General features: G+C 45.5%; 11 protein-coding genes. All 11 read left to right on the forward strand.

Annotated elements, in window-relative coordinates; translation table 11 throughout:
- Positions 1-167 precede the first annotated feature (167 nt).
- Entirely contained in the window at positions 168-1,835 is a 1,668-nt protein-coding gene (locus tag FN831_RS10030; RefSeq protein WP_142528084.1) for a glycoside hydrolase family 43 protein, read from the forward strand.
- 288 nt (positions 1,836-2,123) lie between these two features.
- Positions 2,124-5,096, forward strand: a complete 2,973-nt coding sequence (locus tag FN831_RS10035; RefSeq protein WP_142528085.1) for a SusC/RagA family TonB-linked outer membrane protein — start codon at positions 2,124-2,126, stop codon at positions 5,094-5,096.
- A gap of 10 nt (positions 5,097-5,106) precedes the next feature.
- Positions 5,107-6,741, forward strand: a complete 1,635-nt coding sequence (locus FN831_RS10040) for a RagB/SusD family nutrient uptake outer membrane protein (RefSeq protein ID WP_142528086.1) — start codon at positions 5,107-5,109, stop codon at positions 6,739-6,741.
- A 56-nt stretch (positions 6,742-6,797) separates the two neighbouring features.
- Positions 6,798-8,282, forward strand: a complete 1,485-nt coding sequence (locus FN831_RS10045; protein ID WP_142528087.1) for a glycoside hydrolase family 28 protein — start codon at positions 6,798-6,800, stop codon at positions 8,280-8,282.
- Positions 8,283-8,404: 122 nt separating this feature from the next.
- Positions 8,405-10,342, forward strand: coding sequence for a glycoside hydrolase family 88 protein (locus FN831_RS10050; RefSeq protein ID WP_246101446.1), 1,938 nt, complete (start codon positions 8,405-8,407; stop codon positions 10,340-10,342).
- A gap of 117 nt (positions 10,343-10,459) precedes the next feature.
- Positions 10,460-11,977 carry a tagaturonate reductase gene (locus FN831_RS10055; protein ID WP_142528088.1) on the forward strand — a complete coding sequence of 506 codons (1,518 nt, stop codon included), beginning with the start codon at positions 10,460-10,462 and terminating at the stop codon, positions 11,975-11,977.
- Between the two features lie 11 nt (positions 11,978-11,988).
- The gene (locus FN831_RS10060) at positions 11,989-13,641 is read left to right on the forward strand and encodes a UxaA family hydrolase (protein ID WP_142528089.1); all 1,653 of its coding nucleotides are present in this window, start codon (positions 11,989-11,991) and stop codon (positions 13,639-13,641) included.
- 214 nt (positions 13,642-13,855) lie between these two features.
- Positions 13,856-15,256, forward strand: coding sequence for a glucuronate isomerase (uxaC, locus tag FN831_RS10065; protein WP_142528090.1), 1,401 nt, complete (start codon positions 13,856-13,858; stop codon positions 15,254-15,256).
- Positions 15,256-16,278, forward strand: coding sequence for a sugar kinase (locus FN831_RS10070; protein WP_246101447.1), 1,023 nt, complete (start codon positions 15,256-15,258; stop codon positions 16,276-16,278). The genes uxaC and FN831_RS10070 overlap by 1 nt, the downstream gene beginning before the upstream one ends.
- Complete coding sequence (locus FN831_RS10075; RefSeq protein WP_142528091.1) at positions 16,268-16,933, forward strand: bifunctional 4-hydroxy-2-oxoglutarate aldolase/2-dehydro-3-deoxy-phosphogluconate aldolase; 666 nt, start codon at positions 16,268-16,270, stop codon at positions 16,931-16,933. The genes FN831_RS10070 and FN831_RS10075 overlap by 11 nt, the downstream gene beginning before the upstream one ends.
- A gap of 48 nt (positions 16,934-16,981) precedes the next feature.
- Positions 16,982-18,349 carry an MFS transporter gene (locus tag FN831_RS10080; RefSeq protein WP_142528092.1) on the forward strand — a complete coding sequence of 456 codons (1,368 nt, stop codon included), beginning with the start codon at positions 16,982-16,984 and terminating at the stop codon, positions 18,347-18,349.
- The last annotated feature ends 95 nt before the right edge of the window (positions 18,350-18,444 follow it).

Raw genomic sequence — 18,444 nt, forward strand, 5'->3', positions numbered from 1 at the left:
GACCGGATGGACCGGTTGGACTCTACAAGTTTAATGAAATAATTTGAATTTTGGTGAAACATCAGCGGTTTTCGGCAACGTTTGCGTAAATTAATAAAGGCAACTGAATTCTTTCTCCCGAAAAACTAGCTAGAATTGCGAAAAACATGCTCAAACCAAATTACTGTATGAAACGCACCGGAAGCCTGTGTAGCAGATGTATCGTCATCATATCTTTCCTTGGCCTCCTTGCCGGCCATACACTGGCTCAGGAGAACGCACAATACCACCCGGTTTCTAAAGTATGGGTATCTGACCTGGGCAACGGGAAATACAGGAACCCTGTAATCAATGCCGACTATTCCGATCCTGATGCGATCCGCGTTGGCGATGACTACTACATGATCTCCTCCAGTTTCGATGGTGTTCCGGGATTGCCGGTCCTGCATTCTAATGATCTGGTGAACTGGACCATCATCTCGCATGCCTTAACAAGGCAGCCTCCCTTTGACCATTTTGCGCTCACACAACATGGAAATGGGGTATGGGCACCTGCTTTCCGCTACCATAATGGCGAATATTACATTTACTATCCTGATCCCGACTATGGTATCTACCTTATTAAAGCCACCGATCCGGCGGGAATATGGTCAAAACCACTGCTGGTTTGTCCGGGAAAAGGACTGATTGATCCCTGTCCGCTTTGGGATACCGACGGCAGGGTATATCTGGCACACGCTTTTGCGGGTAGCAGGGCAGGCATAAAAAGTATCATCACCATCAAGGAATTAAATAAAGCTGGTAATCAGGTATTGGATCAGGGGGTAATCGTATATGATGGGCATGAAACAGATCCAACGCTTGAGGGGCCAAAATTTTATAAACGGAACGGATACTATTATTTGTTTGCCCCTGCGGGTGGCGTAGCAACGGGATGGCAGATCGTTCTGAGATCAAAAACCATCTATGGCCCTTATCAGCGTAAAATAGTAATGCATCAGGGTAATACAGCGACAAATGGCCCGCACCAGGGCGCTTGGGTAGATACCAAAACGGGAGAAGACTGGTTCCTGCATTTCCAGGATAAATATGCCTATGGAAGGGTAGTTCACCTGCAGCCAATGAAATGGGTAAACGACTGGCCTGTTATCGGTACTGATGCAGATGGCGATGGTACCGGAGAACCGGTAGCAGTTTATCGGAAACCTAATGTTGGTAAAGTATATCCAATCGCTACACCGGCAGAAAGCGATGAGTTTAATACCATAAATCTGGGGCGCCAGTGGCAGTGGCAGGCCAATCCGGAAGGCACCTGGTCGTTCATGAACAGCGCGGCGGGTACTCTGAGATTATACACGATGAAGATCCCGGATTCGGCCCGGAATTACTGGGATGTGCCCAATATACTACTGCAAAAAACTCCTGCCGATGAGTTTATGGCAACTACTAAGATCAAATTCAGTCCCAATCCAAAACTCGAAAATGAACGGGCGGGATTAATTATCATGGGGCAGAGTTATGCCGCTATTGCTTTCAAAAGTAGTAATAAGGGGCTTTCACTCATCCATATGTTTTGCAAAAATGCAATTAAGGGCAAAGTAGAAACTGAAAAGGAACTGCTTGGTTTAAAGCAGAAGGAAGTTTACTTTAGGGTAAAAATTACAAAGGGCGCAATTTGCCAGTTTAGCTACAGCCTCGATGGAAAGTTATATACTGATGCAGGGGCGCCCTTTCAGGCCGAAGCGGGTTTGTGGATCGGTGCGAAAATGGGGCTTTTTGCCACCCGCTCCACGCAGATCAATGACAGTGGTTTCGCTGATATAGACTGGTTCAGGGTGGAACCTCTGCAACAGTAATCGTAATGACAACTTAACCCTTAGGGGGATTAATGTAGTCTGCTTCAGGATCATCGGTCGGGTACCAACCCAGAAAGGTCTGGTATTAACACTGATGATCTGACCAATCAGGCAGATAAACCGGTTACGCAAGCGTTGCCGGGAACGTTTGCACATTTATTTCCCCCGATTTAAAGTGATTAAACTTTAAAACTTTGTAGACTTGCTTTATACAGATTCTGACAAATTCTTTGTTTCTCAGGAAACAAGGAGGCAGTCCTGATTTGCAAGAACTCTAACCAAGTACGTATGAACAAATTTTATCTATTAATGGCTGCATTATGCCTGCTCGTCAGCAGTATGGCAACAGCCCAAAACCGCACCATTTCCGGCCGCGTGGCCGATGGGAAGAACCGGGAAACGCTGATCGGCGTAAGCGTCAAGATCAAGGGGAGTACGCAGGGAACCAGTACAGATTCCAGAGGAAATTTCAGTTTAAGTATTCCAGCGGGCAATAATGCGGTGGTACTTGTAGTGAATTATGTGGGCTATCAGCCTCTTGAAGTTCCTGTGGGTAACCAGACTACGCTGAATGTTGAATTAACTTCAAATGAGACGGCCCTCAGTGAAGTTGTGGTAATCGGTTACGGAACCGTCAAGAAAAGGGACCTCACAGGTTCTGTGGTGTCGGTAAAAGGCGAAGACATTGCCAAAGTGCCTTCCGCAAATCCTCTGGAGTCGATCCAAGGCAAAGTACCCGGAGTGGATGTAACGCGGAACACGGGTGCCGCATCATCGGGAGTCACGATCAACATCCGCGGAACGCGTTCTATTTCTGCCGGGAACGGTCCGCTGATTATCGTGGATGGCGTACAATACTCAAGTTTACAGGATATCAGTTCTAATGATATCGCCTCAATGGAAGTCCTTAAGGATGCTTCGTCAACGGCAATTTACGGATCACGCGGTGCGAATGGGGTAATTTTGATCACCACCAAAAAAGGAGTAGCCGGCAAGGCGGATGTTACATTTAATTCTTATTACGGAATCTCAAAAGTGGCAAGGTATCCTTCAGTGATGAATGGTGACCAGTATGTACAACTGCGCCGTGAAGCTTACCGTACAACAGGAAACTGGGCGAGCCCCGCAGATGATGCCGCAATCTTTAACTCTGCCGAATATGCGGCCGTACAAAACAGGGATTTTCTCAATTATCAGGACCTGTTGCTGCATGATGGCCATCAGCAGGATTATCAGCTGGGTGTACGTGCGGGCACAGAAACTACCAAGGCCTACTTTTCACTGGATTACCTGGATGAAAAAGGTATTGTAAAGCTCGACCAGTCCAAACGCTATACTGCGCGCCTGAACCTCGATCAGTCTATTGGCAAAATCTTTACTACCGGGATGCAGGGCCAGTTTACGCATTATGAGATCGATAATCGCCGGGACCCGCTTAATCAGGGGAACAAGGTTAGTCCGCTGGGAACACTGTTTGATGCCCAGGGTAACTTTATTGTTTATCCGTTGCAGGGAACATTCGTAAGTCCACTTGCCGATGAACAGCCTGATGTATATTCAAACCAGTCTGTAATTAACCGGACGCTCATTTCTGCTTATATGGAGCTGAAACCTTTTAAGGGGCTTGTGGCAAGATCAAATCTGGGGGTGAATTTAAATACTAACCGGGGAGGTTCCTATGCGGACAGGTACTCGATTGACAGGAACGGTTCCGTGCCTAAAGCTACGTACAGCGCTTCTAACAGTCATCTGATTGACATTGAAAACTATATTACTTACAACAAAGAGATTAAAGACCATTCCTTTACCCTTACAGGAATTAACAGTTTACTGTACAACCGTTCTGATAACATTGCGGCTTCCGGTGAGAACCAGCTGCTGAAATCACAACTGTTTTATGGCCTTGGCAATACCCAGAACCAGGCAGTTACCACAGCTTACTCCATGAATAACCTGATCTCTTTTGCAGGAAGATTAAACTATGCCTATAAAGGTAAATACCTGCTGACCGCCACAGGACGTACTGATGGCTCATCTAAACTTGCGGAAGGTAACAAATGGGCTTTTTTCCCTTCGGCAGCTGTAGCCTGGAGGATCAGCGATGAAGATTTTTTGAAAGACAGTAAAGTAGTGAGCGACCTGAAACTGAAATACAGTTATGGTATTGCAGGCAGTGATAATATCGATCCATATTCTACCCAAAGCAGCCTCACCAGGATCGCCTTTGCATATGATGACAATTCGGCTCCTGCCTATACGTATTCACCCTCTGTAGGTAATGTAGACCTGACATGGGAAAAAACCAAGACCAATGACGTCGGCATTGAAGCAGGATTCTTTAAAAACCGAATTACTGCTGCCATAGATTATTATGATTCAAGAACATACGATCTGTTGCTTAAACGTAGTCTTCCGCCTTCAGACGGGGTAACTTCGGTCATCCAGAATATCGCCAAAACACGGAACAAGGGGATTGAAGTTCTCATTTCATCAAAGAATATCGATGGCAGGGATTTCCAGTGGAACACGAATATCAGCTTTACCCGTAACAGGGAAAAGATTGTTGAACTTGCCGGCGGAGCATTGTCTGATGTGGCCAATTCATGGTTCGTTGGTTCGCCAATACAGTCGTACTACGATTATCAGAAAGTAGGGATCTGGCAGACTTCAGAAACGGCAGAAGCGGCAAAGTATGGACAAAAACCCGGAGACATCCATGTAAAAGACCTGAACAATGACGGTAAGATCGATGCCACCAATGACCGTACGATTATTGGCACAAACAGGCCAAAATGGACGGGCGGATTTGAAAATACATTTACGTATAAGAATTGGGATCTGAACATTTATCTGTTTGCAAGAATGGGTCAAACAATTTATGCTGACTTCCTGAGAAGATATAATCCACAGGGGATAGAGAACAGCTCTGCGATTATCAATTACTGGACCCCGGAAAACCCGAGCAATGATTATCCCCGTCCCAATAAAAACTTATCCCTTGCGTCTATGCTTTATTCCAGTTCATTGGGATATGTGGACGGATCTTTTGTGAGGCTCCGGAATATTACGCTGGGATACAAAGTACCAAAGGCGATACTTGAAAAGACCTTTGTAAAAAGTATCCGCATTTATGCAACGGCAAGAAACCCCTTCACTTATACCAAATCCGATTTACTAAAAGAATATGATCCTGAAAGGGGTGGTTCTGAAAACGGGCCAATGACCAAGCTGTATACTTTCGGACTAAATGCAAATTTTTAATTGAACGATCATGAGACAATATATATTTAAAGCAATGATCATTGTTGCAGGGATGACCACCTTGGTATCCTGTAAGAAAGATCTGGTAGAGAAAAATCCTTCGGGAATCACTGCAGAAAGTGTGTATACCACACCAGCAGGTTTCGAAGCACTGGTGAATGCCGCGTATTCTTACCAGCGCTGGTGGTATGGCAAGGAGGAAGGATACAGCATGTCTGAGATGGGCACCGATATCTGGGCCAGTGGTGCAGGGGACGTCACCACAGACCTTACCAATTACATCAACCTGCAGGGAACCAATGCCTCAGTCACTACCGAATGGCAGGCACTTTACGCAGCAGTGAACCTTTGCAATGCAGGCGTTAATAAGATTGACGGGGCTGGATTGTCCGCGGCAGTGCGGCCTGTAAGGGAAGCCGAATTGCGGTTTCTGAGGGCATTTTACTTCTGGCACATTGTAGAATCCTGGGGCGGCGTGCACTTTACGCTGCAGGAAACACAGGGGGTAATCACAACGGCCAATAAAACCCCGGTAGAGACTTTTAACAAACAGATCATTGACGATTTGTTGTTTGCAGTAGCCAATCTGCCGGCCACTACCGCAGATTACGGAAGGGTAACCAAACCAGCTGCACAGGCTTTCCTGGCCAGGATGTACCTCACACAGAAGAAAAATGCAGAGGCCAGGGACATGGCCTTGGCAGTCATCAACGGGGGGTATGGCTTTACGCTGCTTCCTGCGTATTCAGACTTGTGGAAAATGGCAAACCTTAAAAATAAGGAAGTGATTTATGCCGTAAATTATTCCACCAATCTGATCCAGAATGATCTGAAAGACGATATCTTAAACCCGCTGGGACATAGCCGTGGCAGTAACAACGGGCACCTGTTGTTCGCAATGAAATATGACGATCAGCCGGCTATGATCAGGGATATCCTGAATGGCAGACCCTTCGACAGGTATATGCCTACACGCTTTTTGCTGGATCTGTACAGTGCTGACGACTCAAGGTATGAGGGATCGTTCAAAACAGTATGGCTAGCCAATAGCACCATACGTCCTGCCGGAATGAAACTGGGCGATACCGCAATTCTGGCCAGTAAAGCGGTAGTTTCTGCAGCAGGTAAACTCTATAAAGTTTATGACCGCAATGCAGTATATAATGCAAACGGCTCAGTAAAAGACCAGCTACACTATGTGACACTGAGCAAGTTTGATGATCCTACCAGAACAAGCATCAATGAAGCACAAAGTGCAAGGGATGTTTTTGTGATCCGTTTTGCAGAAATGTATCTGATTGCCGCCGAGGCAGAGACTAATCTCGGTAACAAAACTGCTGCCGCAACTTACCTGAATGTGATCAGGACCCGCGCAGCGAAAGCCGGCAGGGTTGCCAGCATGCAGGTGACGGCCGATCAGGTAACGCTCGATTTCATCCTGGATGAACGGGCACGTGAATTTGCCGGGGAACAGATCCGATGGTTCGACCTGAAAAGGTCAGGTAAACTGATCGACCGTATCAAATTGTATAATCCAAATGCCACAGCGATACAGGATTTTAATCTGGTGAGGCCAATTCCGAGGGCGCAGGTAGATGCCGTCACCAATAAAGACGAGTTTAAGCAAAACCCAGGGTATCAATAATGCTACGCATGAGGGGGCAGATTTTGTCCCCTCATTCTTATATTTAACCATCAAATATGAACAAATTGAACTTTTTCCGCCAAAGCCTGTTTTCCGCGCTGATACTGGTGTCTGCTTCGCAGGCCATTGCACAAGTGAAACCTTTTTCTTTTGACCACCTTCCGGAAGTCAAAGAAACCAAATTCAAAAAAGATACGATACGAATCACCTCCTTTGGTGCCATAAATGACGGGGTTACGCTGAATACCAAAAGTATCAATGATGCCATCGCTGCCTGTAATAAAAAAGGGGGCGGGGTAGTTGTAATTCCTGCCGGGCTCTGGTTAACAGGGCCTGTGGTATTGCTGAGCAATGTGAACCTGCATTTGCAGAAAAATGCGATCCTGCAGTTTACGAAAGACTTTTCCCAGTATCAACTGGTAAAGGGCGACTGGGAAGGGATTCCTCAGATGAGAAACCAATCGCCTGTTTCGGCTGACCATGCCGAAAATATCGCCATTACCGGCTTTGGCATCATCGACGGAAACGGAGATGCCTGGAGAATGGTGAAAAAAGATAAGTTGACAGAAAGCCAGTGGAATAAACTGGTAGCATCGGGAGGGACAGTCATTGCAGAAAAGAAAATGTGGTACCCTTCGGAACAATCCGCAAAAGGCTCGCTGTTGAAAAATGCCGGTGCGATTGCTCCTGAGAAAACTCCCGAATTTTATGCTTCGGTGAAGGACTTTTTAAGACCAAACCTGGTGGTGCTGAACAGCTGTAAACGCGTTTTACTGGAAGGAGTAACGTTCCAGAACTCACCTGCATGGAACCTTCATCCACTGATTTGCGAAGACCTGATTGTGAGAAATGTATATGCAAAAAATCCCTGGTATGCCGCCAATGGCGATGGAATAGATATCGAATCATGCAAAAACGTCCTGGTAGAAGGAAGTACCTTTGATGTGGGCGATGATGGGATCTGCATCAAATCCGGTCGTGATGCCGAGGGGCGAAAACGCGGGCTTCCGACGAAAAATGTGATTATCCGCAACAGTACGGTTTACCATGCCCATGGCGGTGTGGTGATCGGCAGTGAAATGTCTGGCGGGGCAAATAATATATTTATTTACGATTGTTCGTTTATAGGAACAGATATCGGTCTCCGCTTTAAGACTACACGCGGGCGCGGTGGTGTGGTAGAGGCGATCTACGCAAAGGATATCGTGATGAAGGATATTGTAGGAGAAGCTATCCTGTTTGATATGTACTATGCAGCAGTGGATCCTATTGCACTGAAAGGTGAAAAAAGAGATGCGCCGAGGGTGGTTAAATATCCTGTTACAGAAGAAACTCCTATATTCAGGGATTTTCATATCAGCAATGTGGTCTGTGACGGAGCAGGTAAAGCCATATTTATCAGGGGACTGCCGGAACTGAATATCAGTGATATTTATTTGGATAACATGACGATACAAGCGAAATCAGGTATAGAGATCCAGGAAGCGAAGAACGTGCAGCAGAATAATGTGAAAGTGATACTCAGTTCTGATAAAAAATAATAAGATTGAAGACCTAAACCTGTCAGATGATTCTTTCATAATTGAAACCAGTAGCAACATCCTCTTGTCTGGCTTGCGATCATGAAAGGCTTCATCCGATAATGAAAAAACAAATATAGCAGATGAACTTATCATTTAACATTACAGCAGCTTGTCTGATGACAACCTTTGCGGGCACAATGGGCGTTGCTCAGGCCCAGATGCAACCATTATCAGAACAGATGGCATCTACGGCAATGGATATCTGGAAGGATTCGTTGTCAGTTAGCGGGAACCCGGTAAAATGGTCTTATGATCAGGGGGTGATCCTCGAAGGTATTGATGCGATCTGGCGACGGACTGGAAATGCTGATTACTTCAGGTACATGCAAACACAGATGAATTATTTTGTTACTGCCGATGGCAATATCAGATCGTACACTGCGGAATCACAAAATATCGACAACATTAAAAACGGGCGCTCCCTGCTTACGCTGTATAAGGTAACAGGACAGCAGAAATATTTTAAGGCGGCAACACTGCTATGGCAGCAGCTGCAGACACAGCCCCGCACAAAAGAAGGCGGTTTCTGGCATAAGAAAATCTATCCTAACCAGATGTGGCTGGATGGTTTATATATGGGCGAGCCTTTTTATGCAGAATATGCGGCACTGATACAGGATGAGAAGGCCTTTGATGATATTGCCAACCAGTTTATCTACATGGAAAATCACTCCAGAGATGCAAAAACGGGTTTAATGTACCATGGATGGGACGAATCCAAAGAGCAGAAGTGGGCAGATCCAAAAACCGGTACTTCCCCGCATTTCTGGGGAAGGGCTATGGGATGGTATGCTATGGCGCTGGTCGATGTTTTGGATAACTTCCCTGCATCGCATCCCAAAAGGAAAGAACTGCTGGCGATTTTATCGCGGGTAGCGAAAGCTGCCGAAGATTATCAGGACCCTAAAACCGGAGTATGGTATGATATACTAAACCTGCCTGAGCGAAAAGGAAATTACCTGGAATCTTCTGCCTCGGCAATGTTTGTTTATGCCCTGCAAAAAGGAGTGAGAAAGGGTTACCTTCCTGCTGCATATACCGCTGTGGCAAAAAAAGGCTACGCAGGTATTCAAAAGGAATTTGTAGAACAGCGTAGTGCCGGAAAGATCAATCTGAAGGGAACGGTAAGCGTTTCCGGTTTGGGCGGCACGCCATACCGTGATGGTTCTTTTGAATACTATATGCGCGAGAAAGTAATTACGAATGACGGTAAGGGTGTAGGCGCATTCCTGCTGGCAGCAAACGAAATGGATCTTGCCGCCATACCCAAAAAAGGTATGGGCAAAACGGTAATGCTGGATTATTTTTTTAACAGTGAAGTAAAGAAAGACCAGAGTGGCCATGACATCCAGTGGCATTATAAATGGGAGGAAATGAGCAATGGTGGATATTCATTATGGGGCGAAGTATTCCAGCAAAAAGGTTTTAAACTAACCAGTTTAAGGACAGCACCTACCGCCGCGAACCTGAAAAATGCTGCAGTATATATTATTGCAGACCCGGATATTGTAAAGGAAAATCCTAAGCCTAACTATATCGGAGCTGCACATATCACCGCGATTACCAACTGGGTAAAAGCCGGCGGAGTGCTCGTGATTATGGCCAATGATACCGGAAATGTTGAGCTTGATCATTTGAATGAGCTGACTTCAAAATTTGGGATATCTTTTAATAAGGACAGCAAAAACCGGGTAACCGGCAACAAATTTGAAATGGGCAGTATCATGATTCCTGCTTCCAATGCTATATTTAAACATACCAAACAGATCTATGTAAAAGAATACAGTACGCTGGCCTTAAAAGCCCCGGCAAAATCTGCTTTACAGGATAAAGAAGGGAACGCGGTGATGGCCGTTGCCCATCTTGGTAAAGGGACTGTCTATGCAATCGGAGATCCATGGCTGTACAATGAGTATACCGATGGCAGGAAAATACCTGCCCAGTATGAAAACTTTTCCGCGGCGGGCGACCTCAGCAACTGGATCGCCGATCAGCTACCTGTAGTTAACAAAAAATAGCAAATGTGTATTTTCATAGTTACGATAACGATTGCGTAGATAAATGCTGTACTTAAGAAGCCATTATTTCTATATAATCGTTAGAATTGTTGTGAAGCAAATATCCGACCTGTTACAATGATACTAACAAAAGAAACTTTAAAAAATATAGATACCGCAAAGGTGATTGTTCCCGCTGAAGCCATCTTCAGCCTTCCCGAGAAAATACTGCAGTTTGGAACGGGTGTTTTACTCCGCGGACTTCCTGATTATTTTGTAGACAAAGCGAACAGGCAGGGCATATTCAACGGCCGTATTGTGATCGTAAAATCAACCGGCAACGGTGATACTGCTGATTTCGATAACCAGGACAGCCTGTACACCATCGGCATCCGAGGTATCGAAGACGGTAAAAATGTTGAAGAAAATATTGTTTCTTCAGCGATTTCCAGAGTGATCTCGGCAGAGCAGGACTGGGAGGCTATCCTGGAGGTAGCCAGGAATCCTGAGTTAAAAATCGTGGTTTCCAATACAACGGAAGTGGGTATTCAACTGCTGAATGAAGCGGTTACGGGGAATCCGCCCGCTTCTTTCCCTGGTAAATTACTGTCTGCCCTGTACGAAAGATATAAGGCACTCGGTGATAGCGCAGATGCCGGACTGGTGATCACTGCAACAGAACTGATCCCTGAAAACGGAAAGAAACTGGAAGCCATTGTTTATGAACTGGCTGCCTATAATAAACTGGAAGATGAATTTGTGAGCTGGTCCAAGGCTAATAACATATTTTGCAATTCACTCGTAGACCGGATCGTTCCGGGGAAACCCGATGCCGCTAAGCTGACGGAATTGCAAACAGAACTGGGATATGAAGATCAGTTGCTGATCCTGGCAGAACCTTACCGCCTCTGGGCAGTGGAAGGAAACGATAAGGTTGCTGAAACACTGAGTTTTATGGCAGCAGACAAAGGTCTGATTGTAAAACCGGATATTGAGATCTACCGCGAACTGAAGGTCCGCCTGCTCAATGGTACGCATACGCTTACTTCAGGAATTGCCTGTCTGTCGGGTATCGACACAGTTAAGAACGGCATGGATAACAGTAATGTGCTCAATTTTGTGGAGCAGGTGATGCGCAAGGAGATTGCCCCGGCTATCCCTTATCAGGTATCGCTTGATGAAGCGCTGGTGTTTTCAGGTACGGTGATCGACCGCTTTGCAAATCCGCACATCAAACATTTGTGGCTGAGCATTACGATGCAGTATGCAATGAAACTGAAGATCCGCGTATTGCCGGTATTGTTTAATTACCATACGCTGTTCAATACGATTCCTCCTTTTATCACGTTCGGTTTTGCTGCATTTTTACATTTCATGCGTACTTCCACACTTGAAGGCGGAAAGTACTATGGTTCGTTCAATGGAATTGAATATGTAATCAACGATGACAGTGCAGCATACTTCTATCAGAAAACTACTGAAGTAAATGAAGCGGACTATGTGGAAGAGGTATTAAATGATACTGAATTCTGGGGCACAGACCTGAATGAGGTCCCTGGTTTTATCGAAGTGGTAGAAAATGATTACGACACAATCCTTGAAAAAGGAATTACCGCCGCTTTGGAGGATTTAAACCTGAAACTGAAGGCGGTTTAACAGCGCATCACATGGAAAAGAAAATATTAAAGGTACATCCGAAAGATAATGTTCTGGTGGCCTTTGTAGACCTGGCCGAAGGCGAAGCAATTCTTTACGGCGATCAGGTCTATATCTTAAAAGATAATGTAAAGGCAAAACATAAGTTCGTTACAGAAGACCTGAGAACGGACGATCAGGTAATCATGTACGGTGTCCTGGTAGGGAAGGCCAAGCTGCCGGTACCAAAAGGAGCAGTGCTCACTACCGCCAATCTGAAACACGCTGCTACGGGCTTCCATACAGGTGAACACCATATGGAATGGCATGTGCCAGATGTATCTGCCTGGAAAGATAAAACTTTTAATGGCTTTCACCGTACCGACGGGCAGGTGGGTACCGCAAACCACTGGCTGGTAATCCCGATGGTTTTCTGCGAAAACAGAAACCTGGATGTGATCCAGGAGGCCTTGCTGAATAACCTGGGCTATGGCCGTAATGAAAATTACCAGGCTCAGGCCAAGGAACTGATGGCGCTGTATGAAAAAGGTGCAAGCGTTGAGGAAATCCTGAATGCCCAGACCAGCTATACCGAAAAAGCAGAACCCAAAAACAGGATGTTCCCCAATGTGGACGGTATCAAATTCCTGACGCACAATGGTGGATGTGGCGGTATACGCCAGGATTCGCAGACTTTATGCGGTCTGCTGGCAGGATACATTACGCATCCGAATGTAGCTGGTGCTACTGTACTGAGCTTAGGATGCCAGAATGCACAGGTCAGCATCCTGATGGAGGAGATTGCGAAGAGAAGCCCTGATTTTGATAAACCCTTATATATTCTTGATCAGCAAAAAACCGGCACTGAAGCCGATTTGCTCTCGGATGCGATCAAACAAACTTTTGCCGGCCTGATCCAGGCCAATGTCAACGTCCGCCAGCCTGCACCCTTAAGCAAGCTTTGCATCGGTTTGGAATGTGGCGGATCGGATGGTTTTTCTGGTCTTTCCGCCAATCCGGCGATAGGATATACCTCAGACCTGCTGGTCGCGCTTGGCGGATCAGTGATCCTGGCGGAGTTTCCGGAATTATGCGGGGTTGAACAGAATATTATCGACCGCTGTGTGGATCCCGCTGATGCGGCACGATTTGCTGAACTGATCAAAACATACAGCGACCGCGCCACTGAAGCAGGGTCAGGATTTGATATGAACCCTTCTCCGGGGAATATTAAAGACGGACTGATCACCGATGCGATCAAATCTGCCGGTGCTGCAAAAAAAGGAGGTACTTCGCCCGTGGTCAATGTGCTGGATTATCCGGAAAAGGTAACTAAACCGGGATTGAACCTGCTGTGTACGCCGGGCAATGATGTGGAATCCACTACAGCCGAAGTAGGATCGGGTGCAAACATTGTGCTTTTTACTACAGGACTCGGAACTCCTACGGGTAACCCAATTGCTCCGGTAGTGAAAATATCTACCAATACAGTGCTTTACAATAAAATGAATGATATTATAGATCTGGACACTGGCTCGATCATCGCTGGCGAAGAAACTATCGAAGAAGCCGGTGCCAGGATACTGAATTATGTAATTGATGTTGCCAGCGGAAATACTACGGTGAGCGCTGTACGCCACATCCAGGATGATTTTATTCCCTGGAAACGCGGCATCTCACTTTAAATTTTTCTTAGATGAACCCGACATTATCAAAATAATTATTAAAGCCCACAAGGCAATAATTATTTTGATAATCGAAGGCTCCATCTGACAGATGAAAACAATATACTACTGAGATGAACCCGACATGATCAAAATAAGTATTAAAGCCCACAAGGCAATAATTATTTAATTATCGAAGGCCCCATCTGACAGATGAAAACGATAAACTATTCAGATGAAACAATTTTTAGACGAAAACTTCCTTTTAAACAGCCAAACTGCCCAGGATTTATATCACCAGTTTGCAAAAGATATGCCCATCATTGATTATCACTGCCATCTTCCGCCGGACCAGATTGCTGAGGACAGGAATTTTGAAAACCTGACCCAGGTTTGGCTCTATGGTGATCACTACAAATGGCGGGCAATGCGTGCCAATGGGGTTTCCGAAGACTATATCACCGGAAACAAAAGTGATTGGGAGAAGTTTGAGAAGTGGGCAGAAACCGTTCCTTACACACTCAGGAACCCCTTATATCACTGGACGCACCTTGAGCTGCAAAGATATTTTGATATCTATGATATCCTGTCGCCAGCCACCGCAAAGAAAATATATGATGAGTGTACAGCCAAATTGCAGACACCGGAATATTCAGTAAAGAACCTGCTGAAAAAGATGAACGTGCTGACAGTGGCTACAACAGATGATCCATGCGATGATCTGGCACATCACAAGAAACTGAAAGCCGAAGGTTTTGAGGTAAAGATCCTGCCGGCTTTCAGGCCAGACAAGGCCATGAATGCGGATGACCTGATTGCACTGAATGCCTATATCGCAAAGCTCGAAAAAATACATGGTTCTGAAATCAAAACTTACAGAGAATACCTTGCGGCGCTGAAAGGAAGGCATGATTATTTTGCAGCCAACGGCTGTGTACTTTCTGATCATGGTTTGGAGCAGCTATACGCCGAAAATTATACCGAAGATGAAGTAGAGGCGATCTATTTAAAAATCGGTGCCGGCGATACACTCACGAAAACGGAGATCCTGCAGTTTAAATCGGCCATGCTACATGCGTTTGCGGTGTGGGACCATGAAAAAAACTGGGTACAGCAATACCATATTGGTGCACTGAGGGATAATAATACAAGAATGCTTAAAAACCTTGGGCCTGATACCGGTTTGGATTCCATCGGTGATTTTTCACAGGGTGCTGCATTATCAAAGTTCATGAACAGGCTGGATACAGGCAACCAGCTGGCAAAGACCATTATATACAATCTTAACCCGGCAGATAACGAACTGATTGCAACGATGATCGGGAATTTTAACGACGGCACGATCGCTGGTAAAATCCAGTACGGCTCGGCATGGTGGTTCCTGGATCAGAAAGAAGGAATGATCAAACAGATCAATGCGCTGTCAAATATGGGCCTGCTGAGCCGCTTTGTAGGGATGCTGACAGATTCAAGAAGCTTCCTGTCTTTTCCAAGACACGAATATTTTAGAAGAATATTGTGCAATTTATTAGGAGAAGATATTGAAAATGGTGAACTTCCCAACGACATAGCCTGGGTAGGTAAAATTGTACAGGACATATGTTATAACAACGCTAAATCCTATTTCAATTTCTAATGATGAGTAAAGTTTTAAGTTTCGGCGAACTGCTGTTAAGGATTTGTCCTGATTCGGCAGGGAGCTGGCTGGAGGAAAATAGTTTCCCTGTTTATGTAGGTGGCGCTGAGGCAAATGTAGCCGCGGCACTGGCATTGTGGGAAATCCCTTCGGCGTATATGTCGGCCATACCCGACAATTTTATTGCCAGGCAGCTGGTAGGTTACCTGGACGAACTGAATATCGATACCAGTGCAATCCAGTACTCCGGTGAGCGTATCGGTCTGTATTTCCTGGATAAGGGAAAAGACCTGAAGAATGCAGGAGTAATTTATGACCGCAAGTATTCTTCGTTTTCGGAGCTTGAGGTAAATACGATCGATTGGGACAAGGTTTTTGAGGGCGTAAGCTGGTTTCATTTCAGTGCCATCTGCCCGGCCATTAACCAGTCGGTAGCCGATGTTTGTGAGGAAGCGCTGAAAGCAGCTTCGGAAAAAGGGATCAGGATTTCAATCGACCTGAATTACCGGGCCAAGCTCTGGAAATATGGAAAAGAGCCTGTGGAGGTCCTGCCTTCGCTGGTTGAATATTGCGACCTGGTGATGGGCAATGTATGGGCAGCAGAAAAAATGCTGGGCATTCCTGTTTCTGAAACTTTGGTAGAAGAACATGATAAAAGTGCATACCTGCAGCAATCGCAAATCAGCTCAAAAGCCATTATGGAACAATTTCCAAAATGTAAGCATGTAGCCAATACATTTCGCTTTGATCATGGCACGGGCATTCAATATTATACAACTCTGTACACACAGGACGAGCTTTTTATCTCCACTGAATATGTGGCTGAGCAAATCGCGGGAAAAGTAGGCAGCGGTGACTGCTTTATGGCGGGCCTGATCTACGGTTTTTACAAGGAACAGGAGCCGCAGGAGATTGTGGATTTTGCAACGGCAGCGGCATTTGCCAAGCTGTTCACAGAGAGCGATTTTAATACAACTAAGATAGAAGATATACAGGTAGTAGTTCAACAATATGAAAACTAAGGAAGAGACGTTAAAAGTGATTACAGAACAGGCGCTTTTGCCATTGTTCTACTATGAAGATGCAGAGGTAAGCCTGGAAATTGTGCGCACGATATACCGTGCCGGTGTACGTGTGATAGAATATACCAACAGGGGGCCGGCTGCCCTGGAAAATTTTAAGATCCTGGTTGAAGCCGCAAAAACTGAGATGCCGGACCTACATGTAGGGATCGGAACGATCAAAAACACCAAACAGGCCGCAGATTTTATCGCAGCAGGTGCACACTTTATCGTTTGCCCTGTGGTAGACCTGGAGATTGGAAAATTGGTACACGATGCCGGATTGCTCTGGATCCCGGGCTGTTTCTCTCCAACAGAAATTAACCTGGCTTCGCAAAACGGCGCAGGCCTGATTAAATTGTTTCCTGCTAACCTGCTCGGACCGGCATTTATGTCCTCCATCAAAGATCTGTTCCCCGGCCAGTTATTTATTCCAACCGGCGGAGTAGAAATCGAAGCTGCCAATATCAGTGCCTGGTTTAAATCGGGCGTTTGTGGCGTAGGAATGGGAAGCAAACTGATCAGCAAAGAGATATTAACGGAGAAAGATTACGATACCCTGTATACATTGACAGAAAAAACGTTCAAAATTATTAGTGAAACCCGGCTGAGTTAAATTTACTCAGCCTTCTAACCTTAACCGAACTCAAACCAAATATAGACAATGAAAGAAGCTAAAATGAGCAATTACCGCTGGACGATCTGTGCGTTATTGTTTTTTGCCACTACTGTCAACTACTTAGACCGACAAGTATTGAGTCTCCTGCACCCGATGCTGGAGAAAGAATTTAACTGGACGAACAGCGATTACGCGAATATTACCTCAGTCTTTCAGTTTGTGTATGCGATTTCTATGCTTTTCGCGGGCAGGGTTGTAGATAAACTGGGTACCAAATGGGGTTACGCAATTTCGCTTGTTGTTTGGTCGGTAGGCGCAGTAATGCATGCGCTGGCCATTCCGATCGGGCAGGGCTTATCGTCTATGTTAAGCTGGGCAGGACTGGGAATGATTCCTGTTTCTGTGCTGGGTTTCAGTGTCGCGCGAGCGGTGTTGGGTATAGGTGAATCAGGGAATTTTCCGGCAGCAATCAAAGCTACTGCCGAGTATTTTCCAAAAAAGGAACGCTCTTTTGCTACGGGTATCTTTAACTCGGGGGCTAATATCGGTGCTGTACTGGCACCATTAACTGTGCCCTGGATTGCAGCAAAATGGGGTTGGGAAAGCGCTTTCATCATCGTGGGTGCGGTTGGCCTGATCTGGCTGGGCTTCTGGTTCTTTTTCTATGATAAGCCTGAAAACCAAAAGAATATTACACAATCTGAACTGGACTATATCAATAGCGACCGCCTTCACCATGACGGCATTGTAGAGATTGAGGATACGGAAAAGGTTTCATGGATTAAACTGCTGGGTTACAAACAAACCTGGGCTTTTGTGTTTGGTAAATTCATGACCGATGGTGTATGGTGGTTCTTTCTCTTTTGGCTTCCTTCTTACCTGAAGGTGCAATATGCGATGGAAGGTACTGCAATTATGCTGCCCCTGACTATTCTTTACAGTATGACGATGATTGGTAGTGTTGGCGGTGGATGGTTTCCTGTATACTACATGAAAAAAGGCCTTGCACCATATGATGCCAGGATGAAAGCGATGTTTATCATTGCACTGTTCCCGCTGCTCGTATTACTTGCACAACCCCTTGGACATATTACGTTCTGGATCCCTGTGCTTTTAATCGGTATCGGTGCCTCTGCGCACCAGGCCTGGTCGGCCAACATCTTTACCACAGTTTCTGATATGTTCCCTAAAAAGACAATCGGTACTGTAATCGGTATTGGCGGTATGGCAGGCGGCATCGGCGGAGTAACGATTTCCAAACTCGGGGGAGCACTCTTTGATTATTATAAAGCTCTGGGACACACGCAGACGGGCTATACCATTATGTTTGCCATCTGCGCTGTTGCTTATCTGATCGCCTGGGTAGTGATGAAAATGCTGGTTCCAAAGTACCGCCCGATTACTGATCTGTAAGCTGGTGTGTTTCTAATTTATTAATATAATAATAAGTCTTATAATTACAGTAAAACCTATTGTGAAATTATTATCTTCATGAATTGTTAATTTAA

It is taken from the genome of Pedobacter westerhofensis (assembly GCF_900182595.1).
GTDB classification, from domain to species: domain Bacteria; phylum Bacteroidota; class Bacteroidia; order Sphingobacteriales; family Sphingobacteriaceae; genus Pedobacter; species Pedobacter westerhofensis.